Source organism: Chamaesiphon sp. OTE_75_metabat_556 (assembly GCF_031378165.1).
Lineage (GTDB): Bacteria > Cyanobacteriota > Cyanobacteriia > Cyanobacteriales > Chamaesiphonaceae > Chamaesiphon.
Genome location: NZ_JANNDR010000183.1, coordinates 1 through 16,470 on the forward strand (window position 1 = coordinate 1; position 16,470 = coordinate 16,470).

The 16,470-nt window shown below is 49.0% G+C and carries 14 protein-coding genes and 1 tRNA gene; 4 read left to right on the forward strand and 11 right to left on the reverse strand.

Annotation, left to right across the window (positions count from 1 at the left end; genetic code table 11):
* The coding region (locus RMO27_RS07565; protein WP_309731024.1) for a CHAT domain-containing protein at positions 1-3,474 on the forward strand (3,474 nt) is incomplete at its 5' end.
* 513 nt (positions 3,475-3,987) lie between these two features.
* On the opposite strand, the gene RMO27_RS07570 is transcribed toward RMO27_RS07565, so the two are convergent.
* Positions 3,988-4,734 carry a phycobilisome rod-core linker polypeptide gene (locus tag RMO27_RS07570; protein ID WP_309731025.1) on the reverse strand — a complete coding sequence of 249 codons (747 nt, stop codon included), beginning with the start codon at positions 4,732-4,734 and terminating at the stop codon, positions 3,988-3,990.
* Between the two features lie 432 nt (positions 4,735-5,166).
* On the reverse strand, positions 5,167-5,472 hold the full coding sequence (locus tag RMO27_RS07575) for a hypothetical protein (protein ID WP_309731026.1): 306 nt from the start codon (positions 5,470-5,472) through the stop codon (positions 5,167-5,169).
* 178 nt (positions 5,473-5,650) lie between these two features.
* Here RMO27_RS07575 and RMO27_RS07580 point away from each other — a divergent pair, with 178 nt between their 5' ends.
* Complete coding sequence (locus RMO27_RS07580; protein WP_309731027.1) at positions 5,651-7,309, forward strand: CHAT domain-containing protein; 1,659 nt, start codon at positions 5,651-5,653, stop codon at positions 7,307-7,309.
* Between the two features lie 126 nt (positions 7,310-7,435).
* Here RMO27_RS07580 and RMO27_RS07585 read toward each other — a convergent pair whose 3' ends face one another.
* The 8 genes from RMO27_RS07585 to psbZ all read right to left on the reverse strand — a co-directional run bounded on the left by RMO27_RS07585 (position 7,436) and on the right by psbZ (position 12,932).
* Positions 7,436-7,738, reverse strand: coding sequence for a DUF1816 domain-containing protein (locus tag RMO27_RS07585; RefSeq protein ID WP_309731028.1), 303 nt, complete (start codon positions 7,736-7,738; stop codon positions 7,436-7,438).
* A 94-nt stretch (positions 7,739-7,832) separates the two neighbouring features.
* Positions 7,833-9,296, reverse strand: coding sequence for a 23S rRNA (guanosine(2251)-2'-O)-methyltransferase RlmB (gene rlmB / locus RMO27_RS07590; protein WP_309731029.1), 1,464 nt, complete (start codon positions 9,294-9,296; stop codon positions 7,833-7,835).
* A gap of 18 nt (positions 9,297-9,314) precedes the next feature.
* On the reverse strand, positions 9,315-9,749 hold the full coding sequence (locus RMO27_RS07595; protein ID WP_309731030.1) for a ribonuclease III domain-containing protein: 435 nt from the start codon (positions 9,747-9,749) through the stop codon (positions 9,315-9,317).
* Between the two features lie 183 nt (positions 9,750-9,932).
* A complete protein-coding gene (locus RMO27_RS07600; protein WP_309731031.1) occupies positions 9,933-10,277 on the reverse strand; it encodes an STAS domain-containing protein in 345 nt (114 codons plus the stop codon).
* Between the two features lie 331 nt (positions 10,278-10,608).
* Positions 10,609-11,757 carry a glutamine-hydrolyzing carbamoyl-phosphate synthase small subunit gene (gene carA / locus RMO27_RS07605; protein ID WP_309731032.1) on the reverse strand — a complete coding sequence of 383 codons (1,149 nt, stop codon included), beginning with the start codon at positions 11,755-11,757 and terminating at the stop codon, positions 10,609-10,611.
* Between the two features lie 5 nt (positions 11,758-11,762).
* A complete protein-coding gene (locus RMO27_RS07610; protein ID WP_396133639.1) occupies positions 11,763-11,975 on the reverse strand; it encodes a hypothetical protein in 213 nt (70 codons plus the stop codon).
* A gap of 92 nt (positions 11,976-12,067) precedes the next feature.
* Complete coding sequence (gene ribH, locus RMO27_RS07615) at positions 12,068-12,568, reverse strand: 6,7-dimethyl-8-ribityllumazine synthase (RefSeq protein WP_309731033.1); 501 nt, start codon at positions 12,566-12,568, stop codon at positions 12,068-12,070.
* Positions 12,569-12,743: 175 nt separating this feature from the next.
* On the reverse strand, positions 12,744-12,932 hold the full coding sequence (gene psbZ / locus RMO27_RS07620) for a photosystem II reaction center protein PsbZ (protein WP_309731034.1): 189 nt from the start codon (positions 12,930-12,932) through the stop codon (positions 12,744-12,746).
* Positions 12,933-13,126: 194 nt separating this feature from the next.
* On the opposite strand from psbZ, the gene RMO27_RS07625 reads away from it, so the two are divergent.
* Positions 13,127-13,567: a hypothetical protein gene (locus RMO27_RS07625; protein WP_309731035.1), complete on the forward strand. Its 441-nt coding sequence runs from the start codon at positions 13,127-13,129 to the stop codon at positions 13,565-13,567.
* 103 nt (positions 13,568-13,670) lie between these two features.
* Here RMO27_RS07625 and recJ read toward each other — a convergent pair whose 3' ends face one another.
* Positions 13,671-16,091: a single-stranded-DNA-specific exonuclease RecJ gene (gene recJ, locus RMO27_RS07630; RefSeq protein ID WP_309731036.1), complete on the reverse strand. Its 2,421-nt coding sequence runs from the start codon at positions 16,089-16,091 to the stop codon at positions 13,671-13,673.
* A gap of 141 nt (positions 16,092-16,232) precedes the next feature.
* Here recJ and RMO27_RS07635 point away from each other — a divergent pair.
* Positions 16,233-16,306: transfer RNA gene (locus RMO27_RS07635), tRNA-Pro, on the forward strand.
* Positions 16,307-16,470 lie beyond the last annotated feature (164 nt).

Below are 16,470 nucleotides of genomic sequence, written 5' to 3' on the forward strand. Positions count from 1 at the left end.
GATCGATCTGCCGAGCGATTATTCAATGAATTTCAGGATGCGGCGGGTGAAGGGCGACAATTGACGATCGCGGCGAGTCAGCCAGAGATCTTGCGGTTGCCGTGGGAATTGTTGTGCGATCCGAATGGGACATATTTGGTACATGAGAATCCGCGAATTGCGGTGCGGCGGCAGCTAGCAGGGGCGGGAGGGGGTCGAAGACCTGTCGAGGTAAACCCGAAGTCACAATTGCGATTATTGATGGTGGTGAGCCGTCCTGATGGGGTGGGGTTTCTCGATCCGAGGTCGGAGGGACAGGCGGTATTAAAGGCGATCGAGCAGACGGCACCTGGGCGGGTGGTGGTGGAGTTTTTGCGTCCGGCGACGCTGAAGGATTTACGGGAGCGACTACAAGATCGATCGCTGCCAGTCGATATCGTGCATTTTGATGGGCATGGTGTGTTTACGAGCGATGGCGAAGTTACGGCTGGCAAGCATGATGGGCTGACGAAGGGCAGCAAATCGCTGGACATGGGGTATTTGCTATTTGAGGATGCGAATGGTGGCGCGGAACGGGTTTCTGCGGAAAAATTAGGCGACGCGCTGAATCGGCAGCAGGTGAGTTTGGTGGTGCTATCGGCTTGTCAATCGGCAATGATGGGACAAGGCGAGGATGCTTTGGGTTGTGTGGCGGCGCAGTTAACCAATCGCGGGATTCCCGCCGTATTAGCGATGACTTATTCGGTGTTGGTGACAACGACGGAGCAGTTATTTGGCAAGTTTTATGGAGAATTAGCGGCGGGGCAAAGTTTGGGGATAGCTTTGGCGAATGCGCGGCAGGACTTGTATTTCGAGCAGAAGCGGGGACTGCGGTGGCGGGGGACGGAGCAGATCGAGCTAGAATTATCGGACTGGTTTTTACCTGCTTGGTATCAGGCGGGGGGCGATATTACGCTGCTGAAGAAGGCGAAGACGTTACCACAGATCGAGTCGCCGAAACATCGGTTGCCAGCGGTGGCGGAGGAGGGCTTTTTTGGGCGCAGTCGGGAGTTGTGGCAAATCGAGAGAGCATTTGTGCAGGGCACGCGGCGGATTACCATTGCGGGTTTTGGCGGACAGGGTAAGACTTATTTGGCAGTGGAAGCTGGGCGGTGGTTGAGTCAGACGGGAATGTTTGATGCGGTGTGTTTTGTGGACTATGCGGCGTTCCAAGGGGTGGATGCGGTGAGTACGGCGGTATCCGAGATTGGGTGCGTGTTGGAGCAGACTTTAATCGATGCAGCGGCGGTGACAAAGGCGTTGGCAGAGCGACGGACGCTGATTATCCTGGACAATTTGGAGAGTTTGGCAGCCCAGACGTTGCAGGAGTTGTTGACGGTGGCGAAGGAGTGGTCGCAGGTAGGGGCGACGCGGTTGCTATTGACGACGCGGGATGGGGGTTTGAGTCATGCCGATTATCCGGCGGCGAATAGTCGGCAGCATCAATTGTTGTCGTTGTCGGGGTTGGGGAATGAGCGGCAGCCAGAGGATGCGCTGCGCTATTTTCAGGGGTTGATGAAGTTGCCACCCGCGCCGAAGTGGGATTTGCCAACGCGAGCGGCGTTAATTGAGCTGTTTGAGCTGGTGCAATTTCATCCGCTGTCGATTAAGTTGGTGGCTTACCAGTTGAAGGCGCGACGGGTGGCGGATTTGGCGCGGAGTTTGGAAGCGTTGTTGGCGGCGGAGCCACTGGCGGATAAGCAGCGGTGTTTGGCTGCTTCTTTGAACTTGTCGTTGCAGCGGTTGGATGCGGATCTGTTGGCGGTGTTGCCGAGGTTGGGCGTGTTTCAGGGTGGGGCGTTTGAATTTCAGATTTTGGAGGTCTTGGAGTTTGAGCCGGAGCAGTGGGATAAGCTGAAAACAGCGTTGCTGCGGACGGGGTTGATGCAGATGGAGGATATAGGGTTGCCGTTTCTGCGGTTTCATCCGACTTTGGCTCCGGTGTTGTGGGGGCGGTTGACAGCGGCGGAGCAAGAGGATCTGAGACTGCAACATCAGCAGCACTATTATGGCTTGGCGACTGCTTTATATCAGACTGATAGTCAGAATACAGTGACGGTTCGATCGATCGCCAAACTGGAGTTACCCAATTTACTCTGGGCAGTCAAGTGGGCTTTGGCTTCCCAATCTGAGAATGCGGTGGATTTTGTCGATTGTGTGAATCGGTTTCTCAATTTGTTTGGGCTAAAGCGCGATCGAGCGTTTTTGACTGAGCGGCTGAATCAATTCATCAGTGCTGAAGATTCCAATGACTGGTATTTAGTACTTTATAATCAAGGAGAGCAATTGCTTCTATCTGGTCAATATTCTTCTGCCGCCAAGGTATTCAACGAAATTTTGCAGAGAATAGAGTTCCAACCAAACTCTAGAAGAGTAAGTACTTTAGTCCGTCTAGGAAGTTGCTTTAGATCTCAGGGTCAATTGTCCGATGCAGCTCAGTGCCTCCAGGAGGGTCTGAATTTGTTAGAGCAGTTAGAATCAAGCAAAAGTGTCAAAGAAGAACAAAGTTTTCTCCAGTTAGAGTTAGGCAGTCTATTAACAGATTTAGGGGAATTTCAGCAAGCTCGTAAAAGTTATGAGGATGCGATGGCTATTGATGAAGAGCTTGGACATCTAAGAAGTTTAGCAGTTACTAAGACTCAGATGGGCATACTCATAATGAAGCAAGGCGATCTAATCACCTCTGCACAGCAATATCACGAAGCTCTCCAAATTTTCAAACAACTCCAAGAACCAGACTCGGAGGCTATTGCATGGCACCAATTGGGTAGGGTATATGCAATGGGTTCGCAGTGGGCAGATGCAGATCGAGCTTATCGGGAATCTGCCAGAATCAACGAACAACAAGGCCATTTGAAAGAGGCCGCAGACACTTATAATCAGCTAGCAAATCAGAGTCTGAGAATAAATAAGCTGACTGAGGCTGAAAATTGGTATCGAAAGGCACTACAAGGTTATCAGGTAGTTGGTAATCGGGTACGCGAATCTATGACACTATCCAACCTTGCTAACTTATCAGCCCAAGCGAGCCGTTTACCAGAAGCAAACCAATTTGCCATAGCAGCTTTGGAAATCATGGAAACTCTCGATCCAGCCGCAGCAACAATCTGGAACATTTATACTCTCTTGGCAGAGATCGCCACTGCCCAAAACGAACCTGACAATGCTAGGGAATATCGCCAATTAGCGCGTACTACCAAGGCGGCTTTTGCTGGCACTCAGTATGAGTTACAGCAGCACGCTCCATTAATCGAATTGGTGGTAGCCGCTGTGGTGGATGCGGCAGTGCGGGAGCAGTTGGAGCCAGTGCTAGTTCAGATAGTGGAAATTGGGAGGGGGCAACTGGTGGCGGCGATTCGGCGGGTGTTGGCTGGGGAGCGGGAGGTTGAGGTGCTGTGGGATGATTTGGATCTGGATGATTCGATGATTGTTGCGGCGATTTTGCGGGGGGTGTGAACATGGAACCCACCCCGTCGCTGCGCGCCACCCCTCCGAGGAGGGGATTTTGGGTGGTTTGTGGGGTTTGGGATGGTGAGGGGTCTGTAGGGGCTGGTTTATGCTGGTAGTCTCGATTGTAACGATAACTATCGTACAAACCTGCCCTCACCGACAATTAACCGATCGATCGTCACCTACTATTAACAGATCGATCGTCACCTACTATTAACAGATCGATCGAACCCCACGATTAACCGATCGATCGTCACCTACTATTAACAGATCGATCGTGTAGCGTGCTAGTGGTAATCGAATTTCCGATCGCCTGGAGGTTGCTGGTGGGGTTGGGCAGGTTTGAATTAGGTTGATTTCAGGTTTGGGTTGGTGGCATAAACCTGCCCCTACGAGGTTGATGATCGATCGATGTCATGGATAGACAGCTACAACAAAAAGAGGCTGTCGATCGAGTCGCTCAACCCGCAGGCAAAGTAACCGAATCGACAACCTCTTAACTGTACTCAGATTGCTAAATTAGCGACGGGGTACGAGATTCATATAATCGATGTTGTAAGGCGAGATTGATTGTGGCTGATTGCCGATCGCGCCCAGACTTTTAGCCATGCCAGCATAGAGAGCGGGATCGCCAGCTTTGGGCTGTTTGTCTTGAGGCTTGTAACCACGGACGGCTGCTTGCCAAGAAGCTTTGGGGAATCCGAGCTTGCGGCGATGGTAAGCATCGTAGCGAGGCGATTTGATGTTAAAGGGTAATTCACTCGCACCGGAGGGTAATACCCGCCGCCGTTGGAACGGTACGATATTATCGCCAAAGTTTTCGAGATACTCATCGCTATTGAGCAAGTCATTAATAAAGCCAGCACGACCTTTAGTCGCGATGACGATCGACCAAGCGATTTTTTCAGCTTCGCTGTAGACATCGCGTCCGAGCACCTTCTGCACGCAATGTTCGGCGAACCGATAGTTGCTGTTGAGGTTGTAGAAGCTATTGGTGAAAGTATTCGACAAGCACAAGCCGCGAATGAAGTCCCGCACAGTGATTTGGCCGCTGCGGAGCTGAGATTCTAAGAATTTCTCGCGATCGGCTGCAAAAGCATGAAAAAAGATCTGACGATAAGCCGATCCGATCAAATTATCTAGGTCAGTAGATGACAGCAGGTTTTCTGTGGAAAATACCCTGGGCTGTTCGTCACTAGGTACTTCATAGCCTTTAACCCGAGTATTTTGGCTCGATGGCTTATATTCTAATAATGGAAGTGGCATATGTTTAAAGTTATCTTCTTACGAAACTTTACAATTTTCCTCATCATAATCCCGATCGGGTGTCCATTTATGACCATAAGGCGAAAATATTACATTCCTTAATTTTCGCTCAACATCGCAACCATCAGCATTCTGGATGTTTCTAGGTGTATCACTTTGGCTCACCTCTACTGTCGCGATCAATCTACTAGCGACCTACTAGTGTTATGCGTAATTGACACTCTCCGCTCTAAAGAGACGGGGATTCTTCTCTCAGCGACGGGGTTTTCCGGCGATTCTGATCAAGTTACTATTTTGCGGGGAGCGAAAAGTGCGGGAACAGGGGTTTCCCCGAGTAGAGCACCTTTTCAAGACAGCGAGGGAATGAGAACTTGTACCGACACTGATGCTGCTGAGTACTAAACCTCTAGCCATGAGGAGTATCCCGATAATCTACCAGTCATCATCAAGGATCGCCGCTGGTAGCTTTAATTTGGGAAAACGGTAAAAGGTATCGCCGTCGTCATCAACCTCGGGGATGCCATCAAGTAACCGCACTTGTGCGTCGAGAAACAGCTTGGCATCCTGAGCACTTATTTGTGAAATCGTCATTAACTGGATTAAAGAAATACAACTATCCTGCTGGCGCAATAGCTGATAAAAAGCTGATTCTAGGCGTTTGCGGCGGTTGGATTTCGAGATAAATCTGGCCGTTCCGACCCCTAAACCTAATAGGATTAGTAATTCAATCAAGCCCATAAGGTAAGTAAGTGGAAATTGACTACATAGTCCAAGTATAGCGACTTAGGGTTCTGTCCAGCCGCTGGATGATTCAGCTACCGTTCGGACTTGCGACAACAGTTCGTCATCAGGATTACCTTTTGGCACAAAGATCGCCGATAATGACACTGGATGCGGTTATCCTCTAACCAAGGTCATGCCCAAGAGCGTCTTATTTGTTCCTAAACTTTCCTGCCATCTAGCCGTGGATGAACATCCTTCTCTAAATATTGCCATTGCCCGTTTGGGTGCAGCCATCCCCGATAACTACAATATCTGGGTGCTCAAAGCCCCAAATCCTGGCGGCTATGTCCTGGAAAATGGCAATTGGACGATCAATTTATCCCAAATTTGGTTGGGATGGCAAGGGCTGTTTAGTTCGGGGAGTAGTCCGTATTGTTTGCCGTGCCATCAAGGTTTAGATATTCCCGATTTAGATTTAGCAGCGATCCCTGCGGACGCGGCGCAGCCCCAAGTTTATAGTGCAAATCTGATGCAGTATTTGGGGGTAGAGTTGTGGAAATGGTTATTTTGCCGCCAGATCGGGACGGCCTTTGCCCAAAGTCAAGGGATTGCGATCGGTCGGCAAAAATTGCTGCGGCTGCGCCTAGAAGTTCGCGATCCGGACTTAATCCCGTTACCGTGGGAGATCGTGCAGTCACAGCCCGGTAAGCCCGCCATCTCGCTCGATCGACAGGTGTTATTCAGTCGGACAAATAGTGATGTCGATCCGCTGCCATCTCAACGAATCGATCGCTCGATTAGGATTCTCTTGGTGCTCGGTCAGAATATTCCGGGGAGTCCCCAGCTCGATCTCCAACAAGAAGCAGTGACGATCTCCCAAGCCTTGCAGAATACGATGCCCAGTGGGTTCAATCCTCCCAATCGTCTCAATCCAGCCGGTTGTCAGGTCGATACGTTGGTGCAGCCTACTCCGCGCGAACTGATCGCAGCACTCGAACACCAGCAGTACAATTTATTCTTCTATGCCGGACATGGGATGCCTGCAGTTGACGGTGGCTTGTTGATGCTCAATCAACTCGGCGGTGTCAATGGTAAGGAATTGGCACAATTACTCGTGCGGTGTGGTGTCAAACTGGCAGTGTTTAATTCCTGTTGGGGCGCACGACCGTATCAATACCAACAGCAGGCAGTGCCGCGCAGCAGCCTCGCCGAAGTCTTGCTCCATTATGGCGTACCTGCAGTACTAGCGATGCGAGATCCAATCGCCGATCGCGAGGCGTTGAGTTTTATCCAAACTTTCACCCAGGCGTTGGCGCATCGAATTTCGATCGATGAAGCAGTCGCGATCGCCAGACAACAACTATTAACCGTCTACAAGTACAATCAACCAGCGTGGACGTTGCCTATTCTCTATATGCACCCAGAGTTTGACGGGGAGTTGGTCAGGCCGATCGCCGAAGCAATTACCGAGATGCCCTTCGTGCCCCGATCGATTCCCCTCGCCTACGTGCGATCGCTCAGTTTTCATACCAATCCAGATTTTCCAATTAGTGCTGGCAAAATGCGGGTCGGTCGCTCTACTGACAACGATTTGGTGCTTAACGAACCCTGGGTATCGAAACGCCATGCGGAGATTATTTATCGTTCTTCCTCGATCGATGATGCTAGTAGTGGTGTCTACTATCTGCGCGACTCATCTAGCTTCGGCAGTTACGTATTGACGCGCGAAAATAAGTGGGTCAAAGTTCACGAGCAAGAGTTTCCCCTCCAATCTGGGATGCAGATTAAATTTGGTAGTGAGGATGGTCAAGTTTTGGAATTTAGAATCGATCTGGACAAGTGGCTAGGGTGAGCCAGCCGAGAGTTGAGCATAAAACTAAAACAGTGGCAGTGGGTCGATCCACTGCCACTGTTTTAGTAATTTAGAGCTAATGTCAAATCTGAGATCTGGTAACGCTCGACGATCGCCAGCGCAGTCCTAGCTAAATTGGCCGCTCATAGATGCTTTGACGATCGAGTCATAGTTTTCTAATGCGGTTTCTTGGGAATCATAATCGATTGTCATCTGGACGGGCTTACAGCGTTTGATCGCTACTTGAATACCTTGAGCGGATTCAGACTCCAAGTCTTCGATATAACCAGCTTTGGCTTCATCAGCTTCCACTGCGGTCGCAAATGGTCCAAAATAATAACTACAGTGAGGTCGATCGGTGGTAATTTCGACCCACCAAGCTTGTCCCATCAGATGGAGCGCGCTGCTCCAGAGATCTTGAATATTCATTGGTTTAGCTTCCGCTGATTCAAAGAAGGTTAATAAGTTAATTGACTTGAGGAATGGTTAAGCCCTAGATATTAAATAATCCCAAAATACTCGCTTAACGCTCAGATAGCCGTAACATATTTGACAAACGCTGTCGCGATATTTCATATAAGCACATGGCGGCAGCATTGGCAGCATTTAGGCTGGGAGTTTTGCCACTAAGCGGAATCGAAACCAAATGGTCGCAACCCTTTTGGGTGAGTAAACTCAAGCCATCACCTTCAGAACCAATTGCCAGCACCACCGGACGTCGATCGGTAAAATCGATGCTATAGATGGCTTGCTCGGCATCAGCAGTAGTGCCATAAATCCAGAAACCAGCTTCTTTGAGTTGCGATAAGGCGCGACTGAGATTGACGACACGGGCGACGGGCAGATATTCTAGCGCGCCAGCAGCTACTTTGAGCACCGTAGACGTAATTCCGACAGCTCGCCGCTGCGGGATCACCACGCCTTGTGCGCCCAAAGCTTCGGCGGTACGGACGATCGAGCCGAGATTTTGGGGATCGGTGATCCCATCAGCAACGACGATGACTGGACTGTCTGAAGCTGCTAATGCACGGGTAATTAGTTCTTCGATTTCGAGATAGTCATGGGGGGCAACTTGGGCGACGATCCCTTGATGATTGCCGCCATTGGCGAGATAGCTCAATCGCTGGGCATCTACTTCATCGACGACCGTACCATTGGCTTTGGCTTGGTCGATGAGAGTAAAAAAGGCAGGATGGTGGCGGAGTTTGGAGAGGACCCAGATCCGATTGATTTGGCGTTCTTTTTCGATCGCCGTAAAAACTGAGTGCTTCCCATACAAATAATCAGTGACTTCTTCCTCCGCGATCTCTGGCGCGGGGGGATCTTGCCAGCCACCGCGATTGTTGCGGCTTTCTCTTTTGCCAAATGAATCGCTGCGATTGTCTCCAAAGCGGCGATCTCCAAAACTGGACTGGCGATCTTCGCGGGGGCGGCGATCTCCGCCAAAACTACTAGACTGACGATCGTCGCGATTGTAACTGGGGCGATCTCGATCGTTGCGTCCCCGATCGGCATTATTGCCACCGCGACGATCTCCAGCGGCATCATCTCTGCGGGGCTGATAGCCTTCCGTGCGCGGTGCAAAGTCTCGATTGGTATTCGGACGCGGCACGCCCCAATCCTTACGCTCCTCGCGGGGTTTATCAGCGCGATTGTCTTTGCCACCAAATTTACTGGGGTTGGGTCGGTCGGAGCTTCGACCGCCCTCGGCTGGGCGGGGACGATAGCTGCGATCTCGATCGAAGTTATTTGCGCCATCAGTTTTGCGGGGACGACGATCCCCCGATGGGCGATCTTCCGAGCGATCGCGATAGCCCGATTCCCCACCTTCGCGGCGACGCGGCGTATCTCCAGTCTGACGATATTTGTCGGCACCATCAGCACTCCGACTGGGGCGAAAATCGCGATCCCCACTGCCGCCACTGTCGCGATCTCCTTGACGTGGTGAAGGTTTGCCGCTGTTGGAGCGACGAGGTTTAAATACCATGATATCTATTAGCTAAAATTATGGGGCTGGATTCGGATCGAGATGGAGGAGCGCGAGCAACTCCCCGAGCCGGGGGGGATTAGTAATGTAAAGATAACCGATTAAAGTCTCAAAGCTGGTAGCCTGCTGATAAACTTCGGGATCGAGGCGACGCGGACGACCGTTGGCCGCATTCCGCCCTCTGCGGATGACATCCAATTCTGCGGTTGTCAGATGGGGCAAGATGAATTGTAAATGACTAGACTGGGCTTCGGCACGTACTTGGGCGACAACTTGTTGGTGGTAAACACGAGCGCGCTTGGGCGGAAGTAAAAAGTTCGTACGTACGAACAGCTCGTACACAGCATCGCCCAAATATGCTAAGGCTGCTGGTGACAGTTGCGGCACGCGGTCGGGGGGGATACCTAAAATGTTTAGCTGTTGCCAGCTTTGTGGTAGCTCAGTTTCACCCACTACGATCTCTAAGTAATAGCTCTAACAAATCTGGATTTAGCTTTCCGATCTTATCAAGAATTCTCGAACCTGGTCTAAATTCGGCAATTTTGACATCAAACTTAGCAGCTAGGTAATGGGATCGGTCATCGCTGGTATTGATGCGCTAATCGATCGAGTGACGACCGATCCCAACAACCTCGATTAGCTGGCTACAATCCGCGCTAATGCAGCATCAACGGACGTTTGGAGTGAGAGGAACTGTTCTAATCTCACGAGTTTGACAGTTTGGGTGACTCGCGCATTCGTGACGATTTGAACTGTGCCTTCGACCCCTTGCGCCTTTTTGACTAGTTGCACGAGGGCACCTAGTCCAGAACTATCCACAAAATCAATTTTGGATAGATCCAAAATCAGGTTTCCTGGCCCTTCTTCGACACATTTTTCCATCACCTTTCTAAATGTCGGTTCGGAAAAGGCGTCGAGTAATCCGGTCAGACGGAATAGTTGATAGTTATCTTTGACTTCGCGAGTGCCTCGGAGACTCACGGTTAAGCTTAGTGGTTCAGCGATAATAGCCTCCTTAAATGTTTACTTAAATAAATGATTTATCTGTCAGCGATACTAAACAATACTCTGGATTTATCACAAATTACGGTCTTCTTGTCAACTTCCGATCGATGGAAGCGACAGTAGATAGTCAGCAATAGATCCGGCAGACATATTGTTAGAGATAGGTTTGAGTCAACAATAACGCCAAAACTATTTAGCCTTTTTCTGCCGCGCCAACCGCGATCGATCTTCAGATCTCAATCCGACTGGCAATCGCACCATCACAGATTCAGCTCATTATTTTACCAATCTCCCACTCTATTTCCCTCTATCTCCTGACTTTGAGTTCGCGCATTTGGTTGACAAACTTAGCAAACAAATAATCAGCGTCATGGGGACCAGGACTAGCTTCAGGATGGTACTGGACGGAAAAGCAGGGGAGTGTCTTGTGTTGCAGTCCAGCGATCGTCCGATCGTTTAAATTGAGGTGGGTGATTTCGATCTCGGCACTGAGGGACTCGGCATCGATCGCAAAGCCATGATTTTGACTGGTGATTTCTACTTTTTGGGTGAGTCCAGCTGGTTGATTGAGTCCGCGATGGCCGAATTTGAGTTTGAAGGTTTCCGCCCCTAGGGACAGACCCAGGATTTGATGCCCCATACAGATACCGAAAATCGGCTTATTAGCATTCAATAACTCTTTGGTCGTAGATATACCTGCCGTCACGGCGGCGGGGTCGCCAGGGCCATGAGAGAGGAAGATCCCATCGGGGTCGTGCTGAAGAATTTCGACGGCGGAGGTATCCGCAGGGACGACAATTACGCGACAACCATAGCTGGCCAACCGCTTGAGGATATTTCGCTTCACGCCAAAATCTAGTGCGACCACCGTTAACGGTTTGCTATTGTCAGCAGCCGGTTCGGGTTTGAATTCCCACATCGCTTCACTCGGTTGCGACCACTCATAGACCTCCTTAGTCGTCACATTATCGACTAGATTTAGGCCACTCATCCTCGGCGCAGATTGAACCAGATTGAGCAATTCCACTGGGTCGAGAATTTCGGTAGAAATCGCCCCATTCATCGCTCCAGCCGATCGCAATTTGCGGGTCAGCGCGCGGGTGTCGATCCCGTAGATCCCTGGCACATTGTGGTGTTCGAGATATTTGGGCAGGGAAGCTGTCGATCGCCAGTTACTCGGACGATAGCAGACATTCCGCGCGATCGCGCCCCGCACGTGCGGCGCAGCCGACTCTTCATCGTCAGGATTGACGCCAGTATTACCCAGTTCTGGATAAGTAAACACGACAATCTGACCGCTATAGCTCGGATCGGTGAGGACTTCCTGATAGCCAGTCATCCCCGTATTGAAAACAACTTCGCCAATGGTCGTACCCATCGCGCCAAATGACCAACCAGGATAGGTTGTGCCATCTGCTAGAACCAATAATGCTGGTAATACCGCAGAAACGGACATAGTATTTACAAACGGGTTATTATGGCGGATGCTATTATATCATCCCTTTGCTGTACATCTGATTTAGGGCTAGTTGCTGTAAATTGGTGCTCTTGTTTAAGCCATTCAATCTGAGGATTGCCCTGAGAATCTTTCACTTTCATCGCAACTTTTAATCCTTCTCGCCATCCTTTTCGATACTCATAGCCTAACGGTATTTCACTTGGCTTGAGATCCACACTGGCTAGCTTTCACAACTCTTTTCCATAGCGTCTTTCTCCGTCTGTAACCTTATGAACCGTTTACTATCTACCCCCTTTTCAAACGCCCTCTAGGGAGTGGCTGGATCGACTGATGTCGGCAAATTTTTCATCAAGGTGGCCATTTCGATCGCGTTGAGCGCGTAACCCCAACCGTGATTGCCTTTGATGCCAGCACGTTCCAAGGCTTGAGTCATTGTATCGACAGTCAAGACACCAAAGATAACTGGCGTACCGCTTTGAAAACCAACTGCCGCTACACCTTTGGCGACTTCCGACGATACATAATCAAAATGGGGTGTATCGCCGCGAATTACCGCACCCAAACAGATAATCGCATCATAGCGACCAGAGTAAGCCAGTTTTTTGGCCACCAGTGGCACCTCAAAGCATCCGGGCACCCATGCATAGTCTACTTGACTACCATCGGGGTCGATATCAATTCCGTGTCGTTTGAGACAATCCTGACAGCTTTCTAGGAGTTTATTAGTAACAAGGTCATTAAATCGACCGATGACGATCGCAAACCGTAAAGAACGATCGCAGACAAGGGTGCCTTCAAAAACGGCCATTTAGCTTAGGGAGTAAGGGATAGGGAATTTTTAAAAAGTGGACTTCAAAATCTACGGTGTCGCGAATTATCGAGATCGCCACTACTAGTTTTTGAGCTAGCAAATACGAGGATGGCGATCGGCTGCGATCGAGACCGTGTAATCTTTCTAGCAACCGATCAAATATATTAGCAATCTAAACTACCAAGAAGTTTAAGACCCCAACCACTACCACCAAAATCGTCCAAGCTCCCGAACCGACGTACAGGAGTTGTTTCGACCGATCCCAGTTTTGTGGTGCTGCATAAGCAACCGGGACGCCGACGATCATCACGAAAGATAGTAGCACTAGGGCAAATAGTGCCAGATTGAAAATTACGACCATTATTTATACGCTCCCAAAACAGCAATATTTTAACTTAGCTATTAAAAATTTAACATCTCTTTGGGTGGTTGTTCGTTTTTAGCTGTTACGATCTGTGGCGGCAATCGAGATCGATCTTTCCACATCCTTGACTACGAACAAAATTCTCAAACATCCGTCTCTATACAAAACCTAGAACTTGGATATATCTAGCCATGTTGAAATTTACCCCGTTAGCCATAGCCTTCCTGACACTGCTCTCGACAGCTTCTAGTGCTCGCTCGGCGATCGCTAATTCTAGTCTGCAATCCGTGCAACCATCTGCGCACCTTCACGCTCAAGTAATCATGAAGGGTGGTGGTCAGCCACAGCAGCAAAACCAGCCACAACAGCAAAGTCAACCGCAACAGCAAAGTCAGCCACAGCAGCAAAGTCAACCGCAACAGCAGAGTCAACCACAACAGCGTCAGACCGAACAACCCCGCCAAGGAGGACTATTTGGAGATCGCGGTCTCGAACAACGTTCCCCTCAAGGGGGCTTATTTCGAGATCGCGGTTCCGAACGCCGTCGCCCCGAAAATTTTCGCCGTCTCTATCGTCCCTACGAAGGTCGCGGTCGCGGTCAATGGTACCGCGAACGTCGTCACGATCGCTAACTTAACAACAGATAAGTATTAGTTAACAGCATACATCGCTCTCAATTGCAACATAAATCGGAGTTAGTACAGCTCCGATTTATGTATCGTAGATCCCTACTCTCTAACCGCTCAAACTAGATGCGATCGCGTAAACTGGCACCTGAAGAAAGTAGTTACGTCTAAATTGTTCTTCGTCGATCGCGGCCAAGAATTGTCTGACTATAAATAACGAGTATAAATCTGATTCTGACAGGTTTTGGATTCGATCGCCACTGCAGATCGTCAGGATATTAGTTTCACTTTGCAATGAGACTTCAAAGCCAATTTCTACTAGCATATCTAAGCCCAATCGCAAGGATCGATCGCTGATTTTTAGTTTCGCGCTAAATCGCGCTAAATCGATACTTTCACTACTGGTTGCTAAATATTTACCAGCTCCGATTAGCTGCTGACATATTTCTCTACTAGTTGCTAAATTTGTAGATTGATAATTGAGAGCGAGCTTACTCTTGGTTAGCATTGCTTTACGACAATAAGTATGTAATTGATTCCAGTCACTCGGACATTCATCGACCCAAATAATTAGATCTAAATTGGTCGCCGACCGATCAATTGTTGTTTGTCTGAAATCGAGGATTTGTAGTGGTTGCTGACGTTGGCGGAGCCTCTCAGAATGAGAATCGAGTGCATTTGGTTGAACTTGGCGGAGGGACGAGGTAACACTGATAATTGCCGCTGGACGGACTTCGACCAATCTTACTTCAAATCTCTTGTCATAAGAATTAAAATCTAGTTCGACGATCGCATCACAAGCAACTCTGGGTAGCTCGTGCTCGTAGTGTCCCCACCAGATCCCTGGAAATTCGTTCGAGCTAGTCGGATCGATTAATCCAAATTTAGTCCGAATATATTGGACGGTTTTACCTTTGAAATCTTGAATATTGCGATTCTTGATATCCTTGAAAAAACAGTTTTTAATTAGTAATTTAGGTACTGGATTGCCCATACCGTAAGGTTCTAGTAGTAATAAATCTTCAAATAACTCTCGTCCACTGCCAGCATTGAGATCGGCAACTGTTACGACCAGATCGGTCGCGATCGATGGTGGGGGAATCGTGCCGATTTTCGCTTGCAACTGCTGGTTGATAGCTTCGGTAAATACCGGAATATTATCGAGGTTAATACTCATTCCTGCTGCGAAAGGATGTCCACCGAAACTATTGAGTAAATGGGATTGGGAATTGACGAGTTGATAGAGATCAATATTTTGAGTTGATCGAGCCGAACCTCTGGCAACTTTGACCTTGTCCTTCCCAGGATCGCCGTCACTATTAGTACTTAATAAAATTGTCGGCTTACCATGTTCTTGGGCGACTTGTCCGGCAACTAATCCTAAGACTCCTGGCGACCAATTGCTATCTACCAGCACAATTACCGAAGTTGTCGATAAATCTAAATCTGCTAATTTAGTTTGAACTTTGGCAGTCGTATTCTTTTGCAATTCCTTCCGTCGCGTATTTGCGAGTTCAGTTTCGGCGGCTAGCTCGTGACAACGATCGACATCTTGACTCGTTAATAACTCCACCCCAAAACTCGCATCGCCATGAATCCGGCTAATCGCATTAATACGCGGTGCAATCCCAAATGAAATATCCGTCGGTCGATCGCCATTGCGTTTGCATAATTGCAATAGCTTATGTACTCCCGGCCGAAAGCCGTCGATATCTGGTTGATTTTGCAATGTTAATCGCTTAATTCCCTGCTGTGCCAGATAGCGACAATCGCCACTCAATTGCACCAAATCGGCAATTAAACCGATCGCGACTAAATCTAATAAATACTCTACCGGCTGTTGGGGAATATCTGGCAGAGTCAGATACAGAGCTTCGACTAATTTATACGCCACCGCCACTCCAGCAAGATGAAATAACGGATGCGTAGATTCAAAATAACGCGGATTGATAATTGCCGCGACTGGCGGACGTTTAGCAGGTAAGGTATGGTGATCGGTGACGATGACATCAATACCTAACTTAGTTGCATATTCAACTTCTTTGATATTCGTACTGCCCGTATCGCAAGTAATAATCAGATCGATTCCTTGCGTCGCCAATTTTTTAATCCCCGCCACGTTCAACCCGTGGGATTCCTTCATGCGATCGGGGATGTAATAGCTCAACCGTTCTCCCCGCGCAAAAAACTGCCCCAATCCATCCCACAGCACGCTAGTCGCCGTTACCCCATCCGCATCAAAATCACCCCAAATCGCCACCTTTTCGGCGTAGATATAAGCCTTTTTTAATCGCTCTACCGCCGCTGTCATCTCTATGCCAAAGGCAAAGGGACTAGTCGGCTGATATTTGTCACAATCCAAATAACCAGGCAATCGATCGATCTCCTGGATACCTCGTTGCCATAATAATTGGGCAGCATATTTACCATTGACAGTCGGTTTGCACGCACGGATCGCCGCGACAAATTCAGGCGGGATTTCTAATTGGGGTGGCAACTGCCAGTCGAGATCGGGTTTGACTGTACTCATGTTAATCGATCGGTTAATTTCGATCGGGAATGACTTCTGGGCTTGCTAGTCTGGGTTTAGCTATATTTTAATTGGTTGACGACCTCTCGAACTCGCTAAATGTGGGTTATAATTTCCATGGTAAGATGTTAGACCTAATATCGGGATGTAGCGCAGCTTGGTAGCGCACTGCTTTCGGGAAGCAGGGGTCGGAGGTTCAAATCCTCTCATCCCGATTAAGAAGAAACAACAATAGAATGGTGCTTTGACAAGGTTTTAGCGACTTTGTTGGAGCCTTTTTTATTGTCCGATCGACAAAGCCGCAATATCAAGGGATTTTTTTATCTCAAATAGCTCAGATCGACGCTTCCCCATCGAGTACATGGTTCGGTTGCGTGTT

Excerpts from the sequence above, each read along its gene's own strand:
- ribH (WP_309731033.1), bottom strand. The coding sequence starts at position 12,568 with ATGGCCGTTTTTGAAGGCACCCTTGTCTGCGATCGTTCTTTACGGTTT.
- rlmB (WP_309731029.1), bottom strand. The coding sequence starts at position 9,296 with ATGGTATTTAAACCTCGTCGCTCCAACAGCGGCAAACCTTCACCACGT.
- RMO27_RS07585 (WP_309731028.1), bottom strand. The coding sequence starts at position 7,738 with ATGAATATTCAAGATCTCTGGAGCAGCGCGCTCCATCTGATGGGACAA.
- RMO27_RS07625 (WP_309731035.1), top strand. The coding sequence starts at position 13,127 with ATGTTGAAATTTACCCCGTTAGCCATAGCCTTCCTGACACTGCTCTCG.
- RMO27_RS07575 (WP_309731026.1), bottom strand. The coding sequence starts at position 5,472 with ATGGGCTTGATTGAATTACTAATCCTATTAGGTTTAGGGGTCGGAACG.
- carA (WP_309731032.1), bottom strand. The coding sequence starts at position 11,757 with ATGTCCGTTTCTGCGGTATTACCAGCATTATTGGTTCTAGCAGATGGC.
- psbZ (WP_309731034.1), bottom strand. The coding sequence starts at position 12,932 with ATGGTCGTAATTTTCAATCTGGCACTATTTGCCCTAGTGCTACTATCT.
- recJ (WP_309731036.1), bottom strand. The coding sequence starts at position 16,091 with ATGAGTACAGTCAAACCCGATCTCGACTGGCAGTTGCCACCCCAATTA.
- RMO27_RS07570 (WP_309731025.1), bottom strand. The coding sequence starts at position 4,734 with ATGCCACTTCCATTATTAGAATATAAGCCATCGAGCCAAAATACTCGG.
- RMO27_RS07580 (WP_309731027.1), top strand. The coding sequence starts at position 5,651 with ATGCCCAAGAGCGTCTTATTTGTTCCTAAACTTTCCTGCCATCTAGCC.